This is a genomic window from Kitasatospora sp. NPDC059722 (assembly GCF_042733235.1).
Classification (GTDB): Bacteria; Actinomycetota; Actinomycetes; order Streptomycetales; family Streptomycetaceae; genus Kitasatospora.
Genome location: NZ_JBHWGD010000042.1, coordinates 27,021 through 47,195 on the forward strand (window position 1 = coordinate 27,021; position 20,175 = coordinate 47,195).

The 20,175-nt window shown below is 75.0% G+C and carries 20 protein-coding genes; 14 read left to right on the forward strand and 6 right to left on the reverse strand.

Annotation, left to right across the window (positions count from 1 at the left end; genetic code table 11):
- Positions 1–1,369 precede the first annotated feature (1,369 nt).
- From ACFV4F_RS25175 to ACFV4F_RS25215, 9 genes are all read left to right on the forward strand, one after another.
- A complete protein-coding gene (locus tag ACFV4F_RS25175) occupies positions 1,370–2,518 on the forward strand; it encodes a PP2C family protein-serine/threonine phosphatase (RefSeq protein ID WP_380505570.1) in 1,149 nt (382 codons plus the stop codon).
- Positions 2,519–2,877: 359 nt separating this feature from the next.
- On the forward strand, positions 2,878–5,127 hold the full coding sequence (locus ACFV4F_RS25180) for a SpoIIE family protein phosphatase (protein ID WP_380505573.1): 2,250 nt from the start codon (positions 2,878–2,880) through the stop codon (positions 5,125–5,127).
- 245 nt (positions 5,128–5,372) lie between these two features.
- Positions 5,373–6,707, forward strand: a complete 1,335-nt coding sequence (locus ACFV4F_RS25185; RefSeq protein ID WP_380436923.1) for a sensor histidine kinase — start codon at positions 5,373–5,375, stop codon at positions 6,705–6,707.
- Positions 6,691–7,104, forward strand: a complete 414-nt coding sequence (locus tag ACFV4F_RS25190; RefSeq protein WP_363648005.1) for a roadblock/LC7 domain-containing protein — start codon at positions 6,691–6,693, stop codon at positions 7,102–7,104. The genes ACFV4F_RS25185 and ACFV4F_RS25190 overlap by 17 nt, the downstream gene beginning before the upstream one ends.
- Positions 7,101–7,448, forward strand: a complete 348-nt coding sequence (locus ACFV4F_RS25195) for a DUF742 domain-containing protein (protein ID WP_380436874.1) — start codon at positions 7,101–7,103, stop codon at positions 7,446–7,448. Before ACFV4F_RS25190 ends, ACFV4F_RS25195 begins: the two co-directional genes overlap by 4 nt.
- A gap of 4 nt (positions 7,449–7,452) precedes the next feature.
- The gene (locus ACFV4F_RS25200) at positions 7,453–8,070 is read left to right on the forward strand and encodes an ATP/GTP-binding protein (protein ID WP_380436872.1); all 618 of its coding nucleotides are present in this window, start codon (positions 7,453–7,455) and stop codon (positions 8,068–8,070) included.
- Positions 8,067–9,533 (forward strand): cytochrome P450, encoded by a 1,467-nt coding sequence (locus ACFV4F_RS25205; protein ID WP_380494031.1) that lies wholly within the window; start codon positions 8,067–8,069, stop codon positions 9,531–9,533. The genes ACFV4F_RS25200 and ACFV4F_RS25205 overlap by 4 nt, the downstream gene beginning before the upstream one ends.
- Positions 9,497–10,612, forward strand: coding sequence for a cytochrome P450 (locus ACFV4F_RS25210; protein WP_380436868.1), 1,116 nt, complete (start codon positions 9,497–9,499; stop codon positions 10,610–10,612). Before ACFV4F_RS25205 ends, ACFV4F_RS25210 begins: the two co-directional genes overlap by 37 nt.
- A 43-nt stretch (positions 10,613–10,655) precedes the next feature.
- Positions 10,656–10,913, forward strand: a complete 258-nt coding sequence (locus tag ACFV4F_RS25215) for a hypothetical protein (RefSeq protein WP_380436866.1) — start codon at positions 10,656–10,658, stop codon at positions 10,911–10,913.
- A gap of 46 nt (positions 10,914–10,959) precedes the next feature.
- Here the strand turns inward: ACFV4F_RS25215 and ACFV4F_RS25220 are convergent, their stop codons facing one another.
- Both ACFV4F_RS25220 and ACFV4F_RS25225 read right to left on the reverse strand, forming a co-directional pair.
- Positions 10,960–11,769, reverse strand: a complete 810-nt coding sequence (locus ACFV4F_RS25220; protein WP_380436864.1) for an isocitrate lyase/phosphoenolpyruvate mutase family protein — start codon at positions 11,767–11,769, stop codon at positions 10,960–10,962.
- 11 nt (positions 11,770–11,780) lie between these two features.
- The gene (locus ACFV4F_RS25225; RefSeq protein ID WP_380436862.1) at positions 11,781–12,287 is read right to left on the reverse strand and encodes a carboxymuconolactone decarboxylase family protein; all 507 of its coding nucleotides are present in this window, start codon (positions 12,285–12,287) and stop codon (positions 11,781–11,783) included.
- A gap of 149 nt (positions 12,288–12,436) precedes the next feature.
- On the opposite strand from ACFV4F_RS25225, the gene ACFV4F_RS25230 reads away from it, so the two are divergent.
- The 3 genes from ACFV4F_RS25230 to ACFV4F_RS25240 all read left to right on the forward strand — a co-directional run bounded on the left by ACFV4F_RS25230 (position 12,437) and on the right by ACFV4F_RS25240 (position 14,597).
- A complete protein-coding gene (locus tag ACFV4F_RS25230) occupies positions 12,437–13,219 on the forward strand; it encodes an NRDE family protein (protein WP_380505576.1) in 783 nt (260 codons plus the stop codon).
- Between the two features lie 117 nt (positions 13,220–13,336).
- Positions 13,337–13,528: a hypothetical protein gene (locus tag ACFV4F_RS25235; RefSeq protein ID WP_380436858.1), complete on the forward strand. Its 192-nt coding sequence runs from the start codon at positions 13,337–13,339 to the stop codon at positions 13,526–13,528.
- A 148-nt stretch (positions 13,529–13,676) separates the two neighbouring features.
- Positions 13,677–14,597 (forward strand): undecaprenyl-diphosphate phosphatase, encoded by a 921-nt coding sequence (locus ACFV4F_RS25240; protein WP_380436856.1) that lies wholly within the window; start codon positions 13,677–13,679, stop codon positions 14,595–14,597.
- Positions 14,598–14,601: 4 nt separating this feature from the next.
- On the opposite strand, the gene ACFV4F_RS25245 is transcribed toward ACFV4F_RS25240, so the two are convergent.
- Positions 14,602–15,291, reverse strand: coding sequence for an alpha/beta fold hydrolase (locus ACFV4F_RS25245; protein WP_380505579.1), 690 nt, complete (start codon positions 15,289–15,291; stop codon positions 14,602–14,604).
- 110 nt (positions 15,292–15,401) lie between these two features.
- On the opposite strand from ACFV4F_RS25245, the gene ACFV4F_RS25250 reads away from it, so the two are divergent.
- Entirely contained in the window at positions 15,402–15,926 is a 525-nt protein-coding gene (locus tag ACFV4F_RS25250; RefSeq protein ID WP_380494018.1) for an STM3941 family protein, read from the forward strand.
- Positions 15,927–15,934: 8 nt separating this feature from the next.
- On the forward strand, positions 15,935–17,359 hold the full coding sequence (locus ACFV4F_RS25255) for a PLP-dependent aminotransferase family protein (RefSeq protein WP_380505582.1): 1,425 nt from the start codon (positions 15,935–15,937) through the stop codon (positions 17,357–17,359).
- Positions 17,360–17,526: 167 nt separating this feature from the next.
- On the opposite strand, the gene ACFV4F_RS25260 is transcribed toward ACFV4F_RS25255, so the two are convergent.
- The 3 genes from ACFV4F_RS25260 to ACFV4F_RS25270 all read right to left on the reverse strand — a co-directional run bounded on the left by ACFV4F_RS25260 (position 17,527) and on the right by ACFV4F_RS25270 (position 20,129).
- Complete coding sequence (locus tag ACFV4F_RS25260; RefSeq protein WP_329927495.1) at positions 17,527–17,700, reverse strand: DUF6126 family protein; 174 nt, start codon at positions 17,698–17,700, stop codon at positions 17,527–17,529.
- A gap of 10 nt (positions 17,701–17,710) precedes the next feature.
- The gene (locus tag ACFV4F_RS25265) at positions 17,711–18,346 is read right to left on the reverse strand and encodes a helix-turn-helix domain-containing protein (RefSeq protein WP_380436848.1); all 636 of its coding nucleotides are present in this window, start codon (positions 18,344–18,346) and stop codon (positions 17,711–17,713) included.
- A gap of 70 nt (positions 18,347–18,416) precedes the next feature.
- On the reverse strand, positions 18,417–20,129 hold the full coding sequence (locus ACFV4F_RS25270; RefSeq protein ID WP_380505626.1) for a pyruvate dehydrogenase: 1,713 nt from the start codon (positions 20,127–20,129) through the stop codon (positions 18,417–18,419).
- Positions 20,130–20,175 lie beyond the last annotated feature (46 nt).

A 20,175-nucleotide genomic window follows, 5' to 3' on the forward strand; every position in this document is an offset into this window, starting at 1 on the left:
ACGCGAGGACCGCACGAAAAGTCGGCAGGGTCGACTTCTTACGGGCCCTGGAATCCCGGGGCACAACACACGAAAAGTCGGCCGAGTCGACTTCTCGTGCGGACGAGATCGAGGCCACGGGGTCGGGTGGCAGCGCGGGAAGTCGGCAGGGTCGACTTCTCATGCGGCGGGCGCAGACCCGTGGGGCACTGGGCAAGCCGCGCGGGAAGTCGCCCCGGCTGGCGCCTCGCGCACGGAGCCCGGCAGAGGCGGCAGCGCGCTGGAAGTCGAATGGGCCGACTTTTCGCGCGGTGCAAATGGCGGGGAGGCGGCGCACTCTGCGCATGGCGGCGATGAAACGGTTCTGCTCGTTCCCGGAGGCGCGTGAGAAGTCGGCGGGATCGACTTCTCGCGCAGCGCGGCGAGCAAGAGGGCAGGAGGGCAAGAACGGGGCGCGCGACACGCTGAAGGAACGCTTCTGCAGGACACCGAGAGCGCGCTGAAAGTCGGCGGAACCGACTTCTCGCGCGAGCAGGCGTGATGGAAGAGAACGCTCCGGGGCGCTGCAGCGGCGGGATGAGGGCGGCACGAAAGGTCGGCAGGATCGACTTTCCGTGCGGGGAGAGAGGTTGGCAAATGTGCGCGGGCCGGGGACGGGCCGCGTTGATCCGGAGCGCGCGGGAAGTCGGCGGGGGCGACCTCCTGCGCAGTGAGGCCAGCGAGCGCACGGAGAGCCTGGCGCGAGCCCTGCCGGCCCAGCGTGCATAGAAAGTCGGCGGGATCGACTTCTCGCGGGGAGGGGGAGGTAGGTGAGGCCGCGCGGGGGCCGGGAACGGACTGCGGTGATCCGGAGAGCACAGGAAGTCGGCGGGATCGACTTCTCGCGCAGTGCGGCGAGCAGGAGGGCAAGAGAGAGCCGGGATCGGGCGCGCGGCACGGCGAAGGAGCGCCTCTGCAGGACACCGAGGCCGCGCTGAAGGTCGGCGGAGCCGACTTCTCGCGCGAGCTGGCGTGACGGGAGAGAACGCTCCGGGGCCGTGCGGCGGCGGGATGAGGGCGGCTCGGGAAGTCGGCGGGGGCGACTTCTCGTGCGGGGGAGGGAGGTTGGCGAGGGCGCGAGAGGGCCTGGGGGCGGGCTGCGGCGGTCCGGAAGGCGCGGGAAGTCGGCCGGGGGCGACTTCCCATGCGGGGGAGGAAGGTTGGCGAGGGCGCGAGAGGACCTGGGGGCGGGCTGCGGCGGTCCGGAAGGCGCGGGAAGTCGGCGGGGGCGACTTCCTGTGCGGGGGCTCGGGGGTGGGGGCGGAGGGAACGTTTCTGCTGGGGGCTAGTGTGGCGGGGCTGACTGGGGGGTCATGACCGGGGACCGCCCACCCGTTTGGTGGAGGTCCTGTTGCCCGCGCTGGTCGGGAGGGTGCGGCGGTGGTACGGGCGGCTGTTGGACGGGGACGCTCGGGCCGGGCGGGACGCGCTCGTCGTGCTGCTGGTGCTCACGGTGGTGCTCGGGCTGCTGCCGCTCGCGTTGCCGTACAGCTGGCCCCCGTCGGCGCTCGTGCTGCCGCTCGTGGTCGGCGGGCTCGTGCTGCCGCGCGGGCGGTTGCTGGTGCTCGTGTGCGCGGCCCTCGCGGGCAGTGCGCTCGGGGCCGCCCTGCAGGACCCGCACTGCGTACGGCTCGGGGTGACCCTCGTCCTCGCCGCCACCGGGGCCACGGTGCTGGTCGCGAACCGCTTCCGGCACCGGCTCGGGCTGCGCGGCACCCAGGGCGACTCCATCCTCCTCGAACTCGCCGAGCACACCAGGACCCTCGCCCGGCTCCCCGACCGCCTCCTCGACTGGCACTTCGACAGCGCCCTCGCCCCCGCCGGCGGCACCTCCTTCTCCGGGGACTTCCTCCTCTGCACCCACCGCCCCGAGGACGACCTGCTGGAGCTCCTGCTCGTGGACGTGTCCGGGAAGGGCAGCCGGGCCGCCGCACGGTCCACGCACCTGTCGGGCGCCTTCGGGATGCTGCTGGGGCGGGTGCCGCCGGAGGCGTTCCTGCCGGCGGCCAACGACCACCTCGTCCGGATGGGCTGGGACGACCACTTCGCGACGGCGGTCCACCTCGCGCTGCGTCCGGCCACCGGCGACTACCGCCTCTTCAACGCCGGCCACCCGCCGGCCGCGCGCTTCCGCCGGGCGGACGGCGGCGGCTGGGACCTCGCCGCGCACGGCGGCCCGGCCCTGGGCCTGATCCCCGGCGCCCCCTACCCGGCGTCGACCGGGCGGCTGGCGCACGGGGACTCGCTGCTGCTGTTCAGCGACGGCCTGGTGGAGGTGCCGGGCCGGGACCTGGACGAGGGTGTGCTCCGGCTGCTGGCCGCTGCGGAGCCGGAGCTGCGGACCCACCGCACGCAGCAGGAGCTCACGCGCGGCGCGGCGGAGCAGCTCGTACGGACCGTGGCGCGGGATGTCGCGGACGACCGGACCCTGGTGCTGGTGCGTCGGCTGGGGCCCGCAGGTGTACCCGCCCCCGACCTCCCCGGACGCGGAAACCGCTGAAGGGGGAGGGGAGGGGAGGGGAAGCAGGGAAGGACGCGGAGGCACGAAAGCCCCGCGGCGGCGCACGGCGTGGGAAGTGTGGGCTGCCGGCTGGTCGGGGCGTGAGCGATCGAACAGGGCTTGCCGGGGTGCCCGTGCGCCGCTGCGCGGACGCGGGGGAGGGAGAAGCACCGCCCCCGCGGGCAGGCGTCGCGCCGGGGGAAGGCGCGCGGGGGCGGGGGCTTGCCGGGGCTGCGCCGGCTCGGAGTGCGCGCGGGTCGGGTGGGGGTGGGAACCGGCGGTGGGGGTGGGGGCGTGGCAGGCAGGGTGGGGGGGTCGCCGGGGGCTCGTGGGGTGGGGAAATGGGGTATGAAGAATCAATGGCTCCCGTCGAGGATGAGAACCGCGCGGTGCGCAGTGCGATGCGCTGCGTGCGGTTATTGCTGGGCTGCACGACGGCGGCCGAGATGCTGGCCACCGTCCTCGCCGACGGGCCCAGTTGGATCACCGGGGAGGGTTCCGCGCTGTACCTGCTGGACTCCGCCGGGATGCTGCGGCTGACGGCCTCGCACGGGCTGCCCGGGTGGGCGCACGAACGGTACGGGACCATCGATCCGGGCAGCGACCTGCCGGCCGCGGCGGCGCTGCGGCTGCGGCGGCCGTACCTGTTGTCGCCCGAGCACACGAGTGCCGACTACCCGAACGAGGACGCCGGGCTCGGCACCGGGATGGTCGCGGTGATCACCCTGCCGATGATCGTGGACGAGCGGCCGATCGGGGTGCTGGCGCTGGCGCTGGCCCACCGGGGCACGGTGCCGCTGCGCGACCTGGACGTGCTGGAGACGATCGGCGACGCGTGCGCGCACCGGCTGGCGCACCTGCTCGATCACGCGGACGGCCGACTGCCGCAGAGCGCGCAGGCTCCGGCGGGGCCGGCCGGGGCACCGGGCCGCCCGATGCTGTCGCTCGCCGCGCGGGCCGCGCGGCACGGGGCGTTCGAGCGGGACCTGGTGACCGGCGAGACCGCGTGGGACGCCGAGGCGTTCCGGGTGACGGGCCAGCCGGTGGCGCCGGACGGCTCGGCGCCGGAGCTGGAGCGGATCGTCCACCCGGAGGACCTGCCGGACGTGCGGGCGGCGATGGCGGAGGCGCTGGCCGTCGGGGGGCCGTACCGGATCGAGTACCGGGTGCTGCGCCGGGGCGGCGGGGTGGTGCGGGTCGAGGAGTCCGGCGAGGTGATGCTGGACGTCCACGACCGGCCGGTGCGCGTCGCGGGGCTGCTCGCGGAGCACGGCGACGCGCTCGCCGGGGAACGCGCGGGGCAGGAGGAGCCGCAGGACGGACCGGCGCGGCAGGACAAGGCCGGGGCGGCGCGGACGGCGCTGCTGCTGACGCTGACCCGGGCGCTGTCGCGGGCGGTGACCGTGCGGGACGTCACCGCCGCCGTGACGGACGTGGCCCGGCCGTCGTTCGGGGCCGCGAGCATCGTGCTGGACCTGGTGGACGAGGGCCGGCTGCTGCCGGTCACGCACACGGTCTACGGGGGCGCGCGCCGCTCGGAGCCGACCCGGCTGGCGGACCTGTCCGAGGACGTGATGCAGTCCTCGCTCACCCGCTCCGCCCCGCTGTTCAGCGAACCCGGGCGAGGCGAACCCGGGCGAGGCGCGCCCGGAGGCACGACCGGAGGCCCGCCCGGAGGCCCGCCCGGGGGCCCGGCCGGGAGCCCGGCGGCCTGGGCGGTGCTGCCGCTGGTCGCGTCCGGACGGCAGGTGGGCTCGTGCCTGATCACCTTCGCCACCGAGCGGAACTTCGGCCGCGAGGACCGCACCCTGTACTCGGCGTTCGCCGGCATCCTGGCGCAGTCGCTGGAGCGGGCCCGGCTGTACGACACCCACCACCACCGCGCCGGCGAGCTGCAGCGCGCGATGCTGCCGCGCACGCTGCCCCGCCTGCCGGGCATCGCGAGCGCCGCCCGCTACCTGCCGAGCACCGAGGGGATGCAGATCGGCGGCGACTGGTACGACCTGCTGAAGCTGCCGGACGGCCGGATCGGTCTGGTGATCGGCGACGTGCAGGGGCACAACGCCGAGGCGACCGCGGTGATGGGCCAACTGCGCAGCGGCCTGCGGGCGTACGCGACGGACGGGCACGATCCGGCGGCCACCCTGGCGCGGACCAGCCGGCTGCTGGCCGAGCTGGACACCGAGCTGTTCGCGACCTGCCTCTACCTGACCCTGGACCCGGCGGACGGCCGGCTGACCGCGGCCCGGGCCGGCCATCCGGCGCCGGTGCGGATCGCCGGCGCGAGGGCGGTCGAGCTGGATCTGCCGGGCGGCCCGCCGCTGGGGGTGGACCCGGGGCAGCCCTACGACCTGACGACCGGCCGGCTCGCGGAGGGCGAGACGCTGCTGGTGTACACGGACGGGCTGGTGGAGGACCGCGAGGAGGACTACGACGAGTCGGTGCAGCGGATGCTGGACGGGCTGGAGCTGTGGGCCCGGCAGACCGGTCCGGGCCGGATCGGTCCGGCGTCCGCGCTGGAGCGGCTGGCGGACCTGCTGACCCTGAACGTGACGGAGCGCCGCTCCCGGCCGGACGACGTGGCCCTGCTGCTCCTGCACCGGATGTGATCCCGTCCGCAACACCGTGCACACGTTCCCCACACATCCCAGGGCGCGACTCGGCCATCCCGCACGTGTCCGAAGTGTCCGAGTAGGGAGGAACCGCGGGGGAAGTGTGGTCGCCCGGCGGCCCGGTCGGGGGCGAACGAGGTTGGATTGGCGCCGAATTGACTGGATATTGACGAGATCCGGTCACTTGGCGAGATCCGTTCACACCTTCGTAGGATCATCGCCCTAGAATTCGCCGCGTGACGATGACTCAGTGGTGCGCAACGGCAGCCGGCGTGCTCGCGGCGCTCGCCCTCGTGACCGCCGCCCGCTACCACGCGGTCTCCGTCACCCACCGGCGCCGGGCCGAGCGGCTGCGCCGCGACGTCGCCCGGCTCCAGGAGCAGCTGGCCGCCGAACTCTCCCGCCGGGGCGAGGAACTGGCCGTCGTCCAGCAGGAGCAGGAGCACACCGCCTCCACCCAGCGGGCCTTCCTCAGCGTGGCCCGCCGGATCCTCGTCATGGCCCACGACCAGCAGGCCCTGCTCGACGAGATGGAGCGCACCCACGACGACCCGGCGCTGCTGGAGGGCCTGCTCAAGGCCGACCACGCGGCGGCCCAACAGGCCCGGCTGGCCCAGACCCTGGCCGTGCTCTGCGGGGCGCGGGCCGGACGGCACTGGCCCGAACCCGTCTCGCTGGAGGACGTCGTCCGCGGCGCCCAGTCGCGCATCCTGCCGTTCCAGCGGGTCGTGGTGCGCAGCCGGATCGAGACCGCCGTGGTCGGCGCCGCCGCCGAGGCGCTGATCCACGCCGTCGCGGAGCTGCTGGACAACGCGACCCGCTACTCCCCGCCCAGCACCCAGGTGTTCGTCACGCTGATGCCGGTGCACAACGGCGCCGTCATCGAGATCGACGACGGTGGCGTCGGCATGCCGGAACAGGCCGTCGCCAAGGCGGGCGCCGCGCTGGCCGGCGGCAGCACGCTGGAGGTGTCCCGGCTGGGCGAGGTGCCGCAGCTGGGCCTGGCGGCGGTGGGCCGGCTCGCCGAGCAGTACGGCTTCCGGGTCACGCTCAGCTCGGCGCCCTCCCCGTACGGGGGCGTGCGCGTGGTCGTGCTGCTGCCGAACGCGCTGCTCACCGAACCGCTTCCGCCGACCGTCCCCGGCCTCGGGCCGGACGACCGGGTGTTCGGCGCCGGCCCCTACCACTCCCCCGTGGTGGGCGGGCACCCCCTGCTGGACACCCCACCGCTCGCACCCCCCTTGGCCGCCGGGCCTCCCCCCTCCGCCGGTCTCCCCGCCGGCGGTCCCCCCTTCGCCGGTCTCCCCGCCGGCGACCCGGCCCCGCCGCCGCTGCCCCGCCGGAGCCACCGGCGCGACCGTGCCGGCACGACCGCGCAGCACGCCGCTCCCCCGCCTCCGCCGCCCGCGCCGCCGTACCGCTCGGCCCGGGACGCGCAGGCGTTCATGGCGATGTTCCAGGCCGGCACCGCCAGCGGCCGCTCGGCCGCCCGGGCCCAGGCCCACGACGACCCGTTCCGTCCCGCGTCCCCCCGACTTCCCCAGCGCTCCGGAGAGTTCCATGACCACCACCCCTGATCTCGGCTGGCTCCTCGCCGACATCGTCGCCGTGCCCGAGGTCCAGCACGCCGTCGTCGTCTCCAACGACGGCCTGGAGATCGGCCGCACCCCGGGCATCGTGCGCGAGGACGCCGAGCGGCTCGCCGCCGCCTGCTCCGGCCTGCAGTCGCTGGCGCGCGGGGTCGCGGTGGGCTTCGGCGGGCCCGCCAGCGCCACCCGGCAGATCATCATCGAGTACGGGGGCGGGTACCTGTTCATCGTCGCCGCCGGGGCCGGCGCGCACCTGGCCGTGGTAACCGGCGAGGCGGTCGACGCCGGGCTGGTCGCCTACCAGATGCAGGTCCTGGTCGAGCGGATCGGCACCCACCTCACCAGCCCGCCGCGGGTCGACCACGCGGCGGGGGGCCCGCGGTGAACGGGCCGGTCCGCCCGTACGTCATCACCGGCGGCCGCAGCCGCTCCACCCGGCCCGAGCTGGCGGTCGAGAGTCTGGTCAGCGCCTTACCGGACCTGCCCGAACTCCCCGACCACGCTCCGCTGAACCGGGAGCACCGGCGCATCCTCGGCCTCTGCCGCAGCCTGCTGTCCATCGCCGAGGTGGCGGCCCACCTGGTGCTGCCGCTCGGCGTCGTCAAGGTGCTGGTCGGCGACCTGTGGGACCTCGGCGCCGTGCAGGTGCTCCCGCCCGTCCCGCAGGCCGAACGCCTGCCCACAACACTCCTGGAAGAGGTGCTCGTTGGCCTCCGCCAACTCCGCTGAAGCCGTGCCCGCCGAAGCCGTGCCCGCCGAGGTGCCCGCCGACCCGCAGTACCTGCCGTCCTCCGTCCAAGGGGCGGTGAAGATCCTGGTCACCGGCCCGTTCGGGGTCGGCAAGACGACGCTGGTCGGCTCGCTCAGCGAGATCACCCCGCTGCGCACCGAGGAGACGATGACGGCCGCGAGCAGCGGCGTCGACGACCTCGCGGGGCGCGGCGACAAGACGACGACCACGGTCGCGCTGGACTTCGGCCGGATCACGCTCAACCCGCGGCTCGCGCTGTACCTGTTCGGCACGCCCGGGCAGCAGCGGTTCTGGCCGCTGTGGGAGGACCTGTCGCGCGGCGCGCTCGGCGCCATCGCGATGGTCGACCTGCGCCGGCCGGACGAGAGCTTCGAGGTGCTCGGCCGGCTGGAGGAGCAGCGGATCCCGTTCGCGGTGGCCGTCAACGTCTTCCCGGACACGCCGACCTACCCGGAGGAGGAGCTGCGCTCGGCGCTCGACGTGCTGCCCGAGGTGCCGATCCTCTACTGCGACGCGCGCGACCGGCGGCAGTCCTACGACCTGCTGATCGACTTCGTGGACCACCTGCACCGGACGTCCGTGCTGGAGCTCCAAGGATGAACGCGCCCGAACCGCCGACCACGTCCGGGTGCCCCGTCGGCCACGGCGGCGGCCTGCCCGCCGGAGTGCCCGCCGGCGGCCCGCTGACGCCGCTGTACGGCGCCGCCGTCGCCGAGGACCCGCACGGCCTGTACGCCCGGCTGCGCGCCCGCTACGGACCGGTCGCGCCGATCGAGCTGGAGCCGGGGGTCGAGGCCTGGCTCGTCCTCGGCTACCCCGAGCTGCTCGAACTCACCCGCAACGAGACGCTGTTCTCCAAGGACTCGCGCCGCTGGCGGGTGCCCGCCGAGGGCCGGCTGGCGGCCGACTCCCGGCTGCTGCCGATGACCGCGTGGCGCCCCACCCTGCTCAACCTGGACGGCGCCGAGCACCAGCGGCTGCGCGCCGCCGTCGCGGACACGCTCGCCCAGATCGACCACCACCAGCTGCGCGGCACCACCGAGGCCGCCGCCAACGGACTCATCGACAGCTGGGGCCCGGACGGCACCGCCGACCTGGTCGCGCAGTACGCCCGCGCGCTGCCCCTGCTGGTCTTCACCCAGCTGGTCGGCCTGCCCGCCGCGGCCGGCCCCCGGCTGATCGAGCTGATCAGCCACTTCGTCGACAGCGGCGCCGAATCGGTGCGCGCCAACGCCGAGTTCCAGGCCATCCTGGTCGACCTGGTGCGCCGCCGCCGGGCCGCCCCGAGCGCCGACCTCACCTCCTGGCTGCTCGCCCACCCGGCCGGCCTGACCGACGAGGAGGCGGTGCACCACCTGGTGGTGCTGCTGGTCGCGGGCAACGAGACCAGCATCAACTGGACCGGCAACACGCTGCGGCTGCTGCTCACCGACCGCCGCTTCCGGGCCACCCTCACCGGCGGCCGGCTCACCGTCTCCGACGCGCTGGAGGAGGTGCTCTGGCGCGACCCGCCGACGCAGAACTTCCCCGGCCGCTGGGCCACCACCGACACCGTGCTCGGCGGCCAGTACATCAGCGCCGGCGACATGCTCGTGCTCGGCCTGGCCGCCGCCAACGCCGACCCGGCCGCCCAGGGCGTCGCCGCCGCCGCGCACGGCTCGCTCGGCGGCAACCGCGCCCACCTGGCCTGGGGCGCCGGCCAGCACGTCTGCCCGGCGCAGCACCCGGCCAGGATCATCGTCGAGACCGCCGTCGAGACCCTGCTGCACCGGCTGCCGGACCTCCAGCTCGCCGTCCCGCCGGTCGAACTGGCCTGGCGTCCCTCCCCGTGGTCGCGGGCACTGCTCAGCCTGCCGGTGCTCTACAGCGCCTTCACCCCGCCCCGACCGCCCGCCCCCGAGAGGCCCGCATGGACACCGCCGACGCTCCCCGAGGAACCGGCCCCCGGCCCGTCCGACTCGACCCCTTCGGACGGGACCAGCACAGCGAGAACGCCCGGCTCAGGGACGCCGGCCCGGCGGTCCTGGTGGAGCTCCCTGGCGGGGTGGTGGTCTGGGCGATAACCCACCACGACACGCTCCAGGCGCTGCTCGCCGATCCGCGCGTCGGCAAGAACGCCCGGCTGTGGACGGACTTCCGGGAGGGCCGGCTGCCCGAGGGCTGGCCGCTGCTCAACTTCGTCACCGTGCCCGGGATGGTCACCGCCGACGGCGACGACCACCGGCGGCTGCGCGGGCTCGTCAGCCAGGCCTTCACGCCGCGCCGGATCGCCGACCTGGCGCCCGCGATCGAGGCGCGGGCCGTCGCCCTGCTCGACGCCGTCGCCGAGCTGGAGGGCCCGTTCGACCTGCGCGCGCACTTCGCGTACCCGCTGCCCATGCAGGTGATCGGCGAACTGCTCGGCCTCGCCGTCGAGCAGCAGGACGACCTGCACGAGCTGTCCGACACGCTCGTCTCCAGCTCGGCCACCCCGGCCGCCGCCGTCGCCGCGCAACGGGACCTCAACGCGCTGCTCGCGTCCGTCGTCGCGGCCAAGCGGGCCGAGCCCGGCGACGACCTGACCACCGACCTGATCGCCGCGCGCGAGGCCGGCGACGGGCTGAGCGAGGCCGAACTCGTCGGCACGCTGCTGCTGATGCTGGTCGCCGGGCACGAGACCACGCTCAACCTGATCACCAACGCCGTCCGCGCCCTGCTGGCCCACCCCGAGCAGCTGCGGCTGGTGCTGGACGGCGAGCAGCCGTGGTCGGCGGTGGTCGAGGAGACGCTGCGGTACGACTCCCCGGTCGGGCAGTTCCCGCTGCGGTACGCGATCGAGGACATCGAGGTCGGGGACGTGGTGATCCGGCGCGGGGAGGCGATGCTCGCCTCGTACGCGGCGGCCGGGCGCGACTCCGGGCACCACGAGGACGCCGACGCCTTCGACCTCACCCGCCGGCCCAACCGGCACCTGTCGCTCGGGCACGGGCCGCACTTCTGCCTCGGCTCCGGGCTGGCCCGGCTGGAGGCGGAGACGGCGCTGCGCCACCTGTTCGAGCGCTTCCCCGGCCTCGCCCTCGCGGAGGACGCGGAGGGCGCGGAGCCGGAGCCGATCGCCTCGTTCGTCAGCAACAGCGTGCGGACCCTGAGGGTGACGGTCTGAGCCGTCCGGTTACCCGAGGGCGGCCCGGGTCGTTCGGCAGGGCATGAAGAAACTCGCCACCCTGGCCGCCCTCACCATGGCGGGCCTCGCGCTCGCCGCGCCCGCCGCCTCCGCCACCAGCCAGACCGCCGCTTCCCCGGACGCCACCGGCGGTCTCACCGACGGCCTCACCGTCTCCCCCGCCGACCTCGCCATCCACACCGCCGGCCAGCTGCCGGTGGTCGGGCACACCGCCCAGGAGGTGGAGAAGATCGGGACCAACCAGATGACCCACCCCGGGCTCAGCGGGCAGATCGGCTGACCGACCCCCGTGCGGTCAGCCCGTCCGCCGTCGCCGGCAACGGCGTTCAGCCCTGGAAGAGCCCGTTGAGCTCCGGGTAGGTCAGCCCGCCGTCGAGGGCGGTGTACGTGCCGCTCGCGTACACCTCCTCGGCGGCCCGGCGGACCGCCGCGAACGCCACCTTGGCGAGGCCGGGACCGAGGCTCACCCGCGCGACGCCGAGCTTCGCCAGCTCCGGGACGGACGGCGAGCCGGGCGCGGCCAGGACGTTGAGGGGGGCGGGGACCGCCCGGACCAGCGCGGCGATCGTCTGCGGGTCCGCCACGCCGGGGGCGAAGACGCCGTCCGCACCTGCCTCGACGTAGGCCCGCAGCCGGCGCACCGCCTCGTCCAGCCGGCCCTCCGGCTCACCGAGCTGGTGCAGGAAGACGTCGGTCCGCGCGTTCACGAAGAGCGGCACGCCGGCCGCGTCCGCCGCCGCCCGGGCCGCCGCGATCCGCTCGGCCGCCTCGTCGAGCGGACGGCCCTCGTCCTCCAGGTTCACGCCGACGGCGCCGGTGCCGAGCAGCGCGGTCACCGTCTCGCCGACCCCGGCGGCGGTCCGCGCGTAGCCGCTCTCCAGGTCGGCGGTGACCGGCTGCTCCACCGCGCGGACGACCAGCGCGGTCTGCGCCAGCACCAGGTCGCGGTCGGCGCCGCCGCCGTCCGGGCTGCCGAGCGTCCAGGAGACGCTCGCGCTGGCCGTCGCGACGGCCCGGGCGCCGGCGTCGGCGACCAGGCGGGCGCTCACCGCGTCCCAGGCGTTGGCGAGCACCAGCGGCTCGCCGGCGCGGTGCAACTCGTGCAGGAGCCGGGCCTTGTCCTGCTGGCTCGTCACGGCGGTTCCCCTCACTTCGCGGCCGGGCTGAGGCGCGAGGTCACGCCGATCCGGTTCCAGGCGTTGATGGTCGCGATCAGGGCGATCAGCTGGGCGAGTTCGGCCTCCTCGAAGTGGGCGGCGGCCTCGTCGTAGACGGCGTCCGGCACGTGCCCCCGGGTCAGCAGGGTGACGGACTCGGTGAGCGCCAGGGCGGCGCGCTCCTTCGCGGTGAACCACGGGGTCTCGCGCCAGGCCGGGAGCGAGATCAGGCGGTGGTCCTGCTCGCCGCCCTGCACGGCGTCGGTGGCGTGCATGTCGATGCAGAAGGCGCAGCCGTTGATCATCGAGGCGTGGACCTTGACCAGCTCGGCGAGCCGGGGGTCGAGGCCGGTCCGGGAGGCGCGGTCCACGGCGATCATCGCGGAGTAGTACTCGGGGGCGAGCCGGTGCATCGCGAGGCGCTGAGCGGGCGCGGGGACCGGCGCGTCCGCGCCCTCTGCGGTCCCGTGCGCCGCGGTCTCGTTCGTCGTCGTCATGATCACCAGCCTAGGGACGGAGTGGCCCTACCGCCTGGTGCATTCACGTGCGGCGTTCCTGGGCCACTTTCCGGGCCCCCACCGCTGTTCCGGTAAGAGAACTGGCGTGCGAGGATCGCTGAACAGAGCGAAAACCGGGGGACAGGATCGTGTGTACGGCGTTCGTCAGCATCGAGCCGGGGTCGGCGGTGCCCGTCCTGCTCCTCTCCGTCCGGGACGAGTACCTCGGGCGCCGCTGGCTCCCGCCGGCCCACCACTGGCCGGAGCACCCGGGGCTGGTCGGCGGGCTCGACCTCGCCGCCGGCGGCACCTGGCTCGCCGCCGACCCCGGGCGGCGCACTGCCGCCTGCCTGCTCAACGGCTTCGGGCCGCTCGCCCCCGCCGAGACGCGGCTCTCCCGCGGCCGGCTGCCGCTCACCGCCGTGCGCGAGGGCGGCGTCGGCCACCTCGACCTCACCCCGTACGACCCGTTCCACCTCGTGCTGGCCGGTCCCGACGGCGCCCGGGTGGCCAGTTGGGGCGACGGGCGGCTGGTCGAGCACCACCTGCCCACCGGCCTGAGCGTCGTGCTCAACGACGGCCTGGAGGGCCGCGCCCACAGCCGGACCACCTCCGAGCGGATCCGCGCCGTGATGGCCGCCCGCGCCGCGCACTCCCGGGCCCGCTTCGAGGCCGAGCCCCGGCCCGAGCCGGGCGGCGCCGGGACCGTCGAGGACGCGTGGGGCGCCTGGCTGCCGGTCGTCTCCGGGGACGGGCTCGCGCCGGACGACGACGCGGCGCTCGTCCAGCGGCGCGACTTCGGCGACGGGCGGATCTGGGGCTCGTCCTCGATCTCGCTGCTCGCCCTCGGACCGGACCGGCTGCGCTACGACTTCGGGCCGGCGCCGGTGGCTGCCGGGGAGGCGGCGTGGCGGCGGGTGGCGCTCGGCTGACCCGGGCCGGTTCCGGGGCCGTCGGCGGATTCGGGGCCCGTCGGCGAACGAACGCTTGAACCTGCCGCAGCGGGAGGTTGCATCGTGGTGCCTCGTCGACCACGAGGGAGGACCACGATGAACCGCCCCCGCCCCGCGGACGTGCTGCCCGCCGCCCTGCTGGTGGCCGGCACCGCGCTCGTCGCCGCGGGCGCCGCGCTGGCGCTCAGCCACGCGGCCGAGCGCGCCGTGTCGTCCGGGGTGCTGCTCGCCGTGTGGGTGCACGTGCTGCTCACCCACGCGCCGGCCGCGCACCCGGCCGCCGCCTGAGCGGGCGCCCGAACGCCGGTCGCCCGGCCCGGGTTTCGGCGAGACGTCCACTCGGTGAATTTCCGGCCTCAGACCTGCCGGGCGTCTACATCCCCGTAGTAGCTTCGCCGGGGCTCCCCCTGATCAGACCTCCGAGCGAAGGTGCGCGATGTCCACCCTGACCTACCCGGAAGCGATAGGCGTCGGCCTGCTGCAGGGTGTGACGGAACTCTTCCCGGTCTCCAGCCTGGGCCACAGCATCCTGCTGCCGGCGATCATCGGCGGGAAGATCCAGCACGACCTGGACATGACCGCCGAGGGCTCCCCGTACCTCTCCGTGCTGGTCGGCCTCCACCTGGCCACCGCGCTCGCGCTGGTGGTCTTCTTCTACAAGGACTGGCTCCGGATCATCAGCGGCCTGATCAGCTCGATCCGTCACCGCCGCGTGGAGACCCGCAACGAGAAGCTGGCCTGGCTGCTCATCGTCTCCACCATCCCGGTCGGCATCGCCGGCCTCGCCTTCGAGAAGGCCCTGCGCAACGCCCTCGGCAAGCCGATCCCGGCCGCCGTCTTCCTCGCCCTCAACGGGCTCGTGCTGCTCGGCGCCGAACGCCTCAAGCGCGGCGGCACCGGCCGCCGGCGGGCCGGCCACGCCGCCCCGGTGGCCGACGAACCCGGGCTGGACCCGGCGATCGCCTCCGACCACCGGCTCGCCCGGCTCGGCTACAAGCAGGGCGTCTGGATCGGCGCCGCCCAGATCCTCGCGCTCTTCCCCGGCATCAGCCGCTCCGGCGTCACCATGAGCGCCGGCATCCTGCGCGGGCTGCACCACGAGGACGCCGCCCGGTTCTCCTTCCTGCTCGCCACGCCGGTGATCATCGCCGCCTCGGCGCTCAAGGTGCCCGAGCTGTTCAAGCCGGAGAACTCCGCCGTCCTCGGCCCGGTCGTGGCGGGCAGCATCGCCGCCTTCGTCGCCGGGTACGTGTCGGTGCGCTTCCTCACCAAGTACTTCGAGACCCGCAGCCTGACGCCGTTCGCGATCTACTGCTTCGTGGCCGGCGTCGGCAGCGCGGTCTACCTCTCGCTCTAGCGGCTCACAACTCCTGGAGGACGGCCGCGAGTTCGTGCGGCTGGGAGAACATCGGCCAGTGGCCGGTGTCCAGTTCGACCAGCCGCCACCGCTCGCCCGCCAGCAGCTCGGCGGCCCGGCCGAACGGCTCGGGCCAGTCCAGCAGGCACTTGACGTACGTCACCGGCAGCTCGGGCAACGCGTCGCCCAGCACGGCCGGTTCGGTCAGCGAGGCGCCCGGGTGCGGCGTCGAACCGGCGACGATCCGGGCGACCTGCTCGTCGGTGAGGCCCTGGCCGGCGAAGTCCCCGGCCGCGAGCGGCGGCCACCAGCCGCCGTTCCGCGCGATCGCCACCGCCACCTCCTGGCCGTTCCCGGCCACCGAGACGAACGACTCGCCGTCCCGCGGCACGTCGGCGTCCACGAACACCACCCGGGCCAGCCGCTCGCCGATCCGCTCGGCGGCCTGGCCCACCGGGATGCCCGAGTAGCTGTGCCCGACCAGGACGACGTCGCGCAGGTCGAGCCGCTCCACCTCGGCCACGATGTCCCGCACGTGGACCTCCTGCCCCGCCGGAGCCACCCCGTGCCTCTCCGCGAGCCCGGACAGCGTCAGCGGGTACGCGCCGTGCCCCGCCGCGCGCAGCTCCGCCGCCACCTCGTCCCACGCCCACGCGCCGAGCCACGCGCCTGCCACGAGTACATAGTTCGCCATGGGCGGCACGGTAGCGCGGGGATGTGACACCACGCAGGCGGAGCCCGCCGACGGACGACAGGCCCACCCGGGTCCGACCGGTCTCCGGCCGGGCGCTACCGTGACCGGCCGTGATCAACGAAAACCCGCCTCCGACCGTCTACGCGCTGTCGAGACGCAAGGCGCTCCTCCTCCTGCTCGCCTCGCTCGGCTTCACCGTCGGCGGCGCGCTGCTGCTCTGGCACCACGCCACCGTCAAGGGCCTCGTCGGCGGTGCCCTGGCCGTGCCGTTCTTCGGGTTCTGCTCCTTCGCGCTCGCCCGCCGGCTCGTCCGCAACCGGCCCGAACTGGTGCTGGACGCCGACGGCCTGGAGCACGTCCAGCTCGGCCGCATCGCCTGGAGCGAGATCGCCGCCGTGGGGATCCGCAGCATGACCGTCCGCGGCAGCACCCAGCGGATGATCGCGGTCGTGCTGCACGACCCGGCGGCCTACCTGGCCCGCGCGCCCCGGCTCGTCCGGGCGAGCGCCGGCCTCAACCGCTCCCTCGGGTACGGACCCGCGAACATCGCCGCCAACACCATCCCCGTCCCGCTCGAAGAGGTCCTCGCGGCGATGCACCGCCACCACCCGCGGCTCGGCGCCGACGCGGGATAATCCCGTCGATGAGCACTTCGTGGAGCGCGTTCGGCGGCGACCTGCACCTCGACCTCACCGGGCGGCGCGCCGCCGGGACCGGGCTGCGGGCCGCCCTGGAGGACGCGCTGCGCGAGGCCGTCCAGGACGGGCGGCTCGCCCCCGGCACCCGGCTGCCGTCCTCACGCGCGCTCGGGGAGGACCTCGGGATCGCCCGCAACACCGTCGTGGAGGCGTACGGGCAGCTCACCGGCGAGGGCTGGCTCACCTCCCGGCAGGGCTCCGGCACCACCGTCGCGGAGCGCGCGGCACCCCGGCCGCCGGCGCCCAGGGCCACCCCGCCGGTGCGGGAACGCCCGGCCGCGCGCCACGACCTGATGTCCGGCCGGCCCGACCTGTCGCTCTTCCCGCGCACCGCCTGGCTCGCCGCCGCCCGCCGGGCGCTGGCCACCGCCCCGCACGAGGTCCTCGGGTACGGCTCGCCGCTCGGGCGCCCCGAGCTGCGGGAGGCGCTGACCCACTACCTGGCGCGCGTGCGCGGGGTCCGCACCGACCCGGACCGCCTGCTGGTGTGCAGCGGCGTGACGCAGGGCCTGGGGCTGCTCTGCGCGGCCCTGCGGGACCGCGGGGCCGGCGCCCTCGCCGTCGAGGAGTACGGCCTGCCGCCGCAGCTCGCCGTCGCCCGGGCGGCCGGCCTCGCGACCGTACCGCTCCCGCTCGACGACGCGGGCGCCCGGGTGGAGCTGCTCGACGACCGGGTCGGGGGCGTCCTGCTCACCCCCGCCCACCAGTTCCCCACCGGCGCGCCGCTGGCCGCCGACCGGCGGGCGGCGGCGGTGCGGTGGGCGCGCGAGCACGACGGCTACGTCGTCGAGGACGACTACGACGGCGAGTTCCGCTACGACCGGCAGCCGCTCGGCGCGATGCAGGCGCTCGACCCCGAGCGCGTGGTGTACGCCGGGACGGCCGCCAAGAGCCTCGCCCCGGGCCTGCGGCTCGCGTGGCTCGCCCTGCCGGACGCGCTCGTCGAACCGGTGGCCCGGCTGAAGCAGCTCGCCGACATCATGTCGCCGGTGCTCGACCAGCTGACGCTCGCCGAACTGATCGCCTCCGGGACGTACGACCGGCACGTGCGGCGCTGCCGGCTGCACTACCGGCGGCGCCGCGACCGGCTCGTGGCCGCCCTCGCCGAACACGCCCCGCACGTCCGCGTCACCGGCATCGCGGCGGGACTGCACGCGGTGCTGCGACTGCCGGCGGACGGACCGTCGGAGGCCGAGCTCCTGGCGCGGGCGGCGGCCGCCGGGGTGTCGCTCAACGGGCTCTCGTGGCACCGGGCGGACGGGGGCGTCGCGAGCGGGCCGCCGTCGCTGGTGATCGGGTACGGGACTCCTGCGGAGCACGCGTTTCCGGCTGCGCTGTCGGCGCTGTGCACGTTGCTGCGCAGTGCGTGAGTGCGGGGTGCTGCGCGGCGCGTAAGCGCGGGTCTGCTCCTTCCGCCTCGCGCAGTTCCTCGCGCCCCTCTCGGGGCGCGGGGATGGAAAGGGGATGGAAAAGCGAGGGAGACAGGGGCGCGGGGATGGAAAGGGAAGGGTGACAAGGGCGCCCGCTCCGCTCCCGACTACTTGTTGCGGCCGCCGAGTTCGAACAGCAGCATGATGAAGCCGGCGAAGGCGTGGATGCCCGCGGTGTAGATGACCAGGCGGACGGCGACGCGGCGGTTGGCCCACTTGCCGGCGTCGATGGTCTTGGGGGCCTCGGGGGTCGAGGTGTGGGTGGTCGGGTCAGCGGCCATGGTTGCCTCCTCAGTGCGGTGCGGCAGGGCCGCCGCCGAGGCAGAGTTCGCCACCGGGGCTCTGCAGCAGGGTGTGGACGAAGAGCAGCTCGACCCCGTGCGCCGACTCGGCGGCGATGCAGTGCGGGGTGAGCGAGTCGAAGTGGGCGGAGTCGCCGACGGCCAGGTGGTGGACGCGGTCGCCGAGCGTCAGCCTCAGGGCGCCCTGGAGGACGTACAGCCACTCCTCGCCCGGGTGGACCCGGACGACGGCGTCCTGCACGCCCGGCGGCACGTGGACCCGCAGGGCCTGCATGGCCCGGCCGGGGGCGCCGGCCCGCCGGTAGCCCCAGCCGCCGGCCCGGCCGGGCTCGATGACGCCGCCGCGGACCACCGGGTCGGGTTCGGTCATCGCCTCGCCCAGCAGCCCGGAGACGGACGTGCCGTAGGCGCGGGCGAGGCCGAGCAGGACGGGCAGCGACGGCTGGCGCCGGCCGGTCTCCAGCCGGGACAGATAGGCTGGGGACAGTCCGACCCGGGCGGCCGCCACCTCCAGCGTGAGGCGGCTGCTGTGCCGGTGCTCGCGGAGCCTGGCGGCGAGGCCGGCGACCTCCTGGTCGTCGAGCTGCTCGCCTGCGGCGGGGGCGCCGGTGGGGCTGGTGGTCATGTGACCAGTGGACACCTCGCGTGCCGCACGGGCAAGAAATTTGCCCCTCAGGCAAATCCGCGCGGAGGGCTCAGGGCCGCGGGATGTTGCGCAGGTTGCTCCGGGCCAGGTCGATCATGCGTCCCACCCCGCCGGAGAGCACCGTGCGGCCCGCCGCCAGGGCGAAGCCCTTCAGCTGGGCGGCCGTGATGTGCGGCGGGATGGACAGCGCGTTCGGGTCGGTGACCACGTCGACCAGCGCGGGCCCGGGCCGGTCCAGTGCCTCGGCCAGCACCTCCCGCACCCGGGCCGGCTCGGTCACCCGTTTCGCCGGGATGCCCATCGCCCGCGCGATCCCGGCGTAGTCCACGTCGCCGTTGTCGATCTGCCACTCGGGGTAGCCGGAGACGAGCATCTCCAGCTTGATCATGCCGAGCGCGCCGTTGTTGAAGACCACGGTCTTCACCGGCAGCCGGTGCTTGGCCACCGTGAGCAGCTCGCCGAGCAGCATGCCGATCCCGCCGTCGCCCGCCATCGCGATCACCTGCCGCCCGGGGCAGGCGAGTTGGGCGCCGATCGCGTGCGGCAGGGCGTTGGCCATCGAGCCGTGCAGGAAGGAGCCGATCACCCGGCGGCGGCCGTTCGGCTGGAGGTAGCGGGCGGCCCAGACGTTGTTCATGCCGGTGTCCACGGTGAACACCGCGTCGTGGGCGGCCACGTCGTCGAGCACCGAGGCGACGTACTCGGGGTGGATCGGCAGGTGCGACTCGATGTCCCGGGTGTAGGCGCCGACGACGTCCTCCAGCGCCTTGCAGTGCTTGCGCAGCATCTCGTCCAGGAACGACCGGTCCGGCTTCGGCTCCAGCAGCGGCAGGACGGCCCGCAGGGTCGCGGCGACGTCCCCGTGGACGGCCAGCTCCAGGACCGTCCGGCGGCCCAGCCGGGTGGCGTCGTGGTCGACCTGGACGGTGCGGGCCTGCGGGAGGAACGAGTCGTACGGGAAGTCGGTGCCGAGCAGCACCACCAGGTCCGCGCCGTGCAGGGCCTCGTGGCAGGCGCCGTAGCCGAGCAGGCCGCTCATCCCGACGTCGTACGGGTTGTCGTGCTGGATCCACTCCTTGCCGCGCAGCGAGTGGCCCACCGGCGCGTTCAGGGCCTCCGCCACGGCCAGCACCTCGGCGTGCGCGTCCCGGACGCCGGCGCCGCAGAACAGGGCCACCCGGCGGGCCGGGTTGAGCAGTTCGGCGAGCGCCCGCACCTGCGCCCAGGGCGGGGCGGCGACGGCCTGCTCGGTCAGGAAGTGGCCGCTGCCGGTCGGGCCGGCGGCGGGCAGCGCGGCGACGTCCCCGGGGAAGGCGAGGACGGAGACGCCGCGGGCGCCGAGCGCGTGCTGGATCGCGATCCGCAGCAGGCGGGGCAGCTGGGCGGGGGTCGAGAGCATCTCGCACCAGCTGCTGCAGTCGGTGAACACCCGCTCGGGGTGGGTCTCCTGGAAGAACCCGGTGCCGATCTGCCCGGACGGGATGTGGGAGGCCAGCGCGAGGACGGGCAGGCCGCTGCGCTGGGCGTCGTACAGGCCCTGCACGAGGTGGGTGTTGCCGGGGCCGCAGGAGCCGGCGCAGACCGCGAGCCGGCCGCTGAGCTCGGCCTCGGCGGCCGCGGCGAACGCACCGGCCTCCTCGTTGCGGACGTGCACCCAGCCGATGCCCTCCGCGCGGCGGATGGCGTCGACGACCGGGTTGAGGCTGTCGCCGACGACGCCGTAGACCCGCTCCACGCCGGCCTGCCGGAGCACCTCCACCATCTGTTCGGCCACGCTCGCCACGGGGTCTCCTCGATCGGCTGCCGGA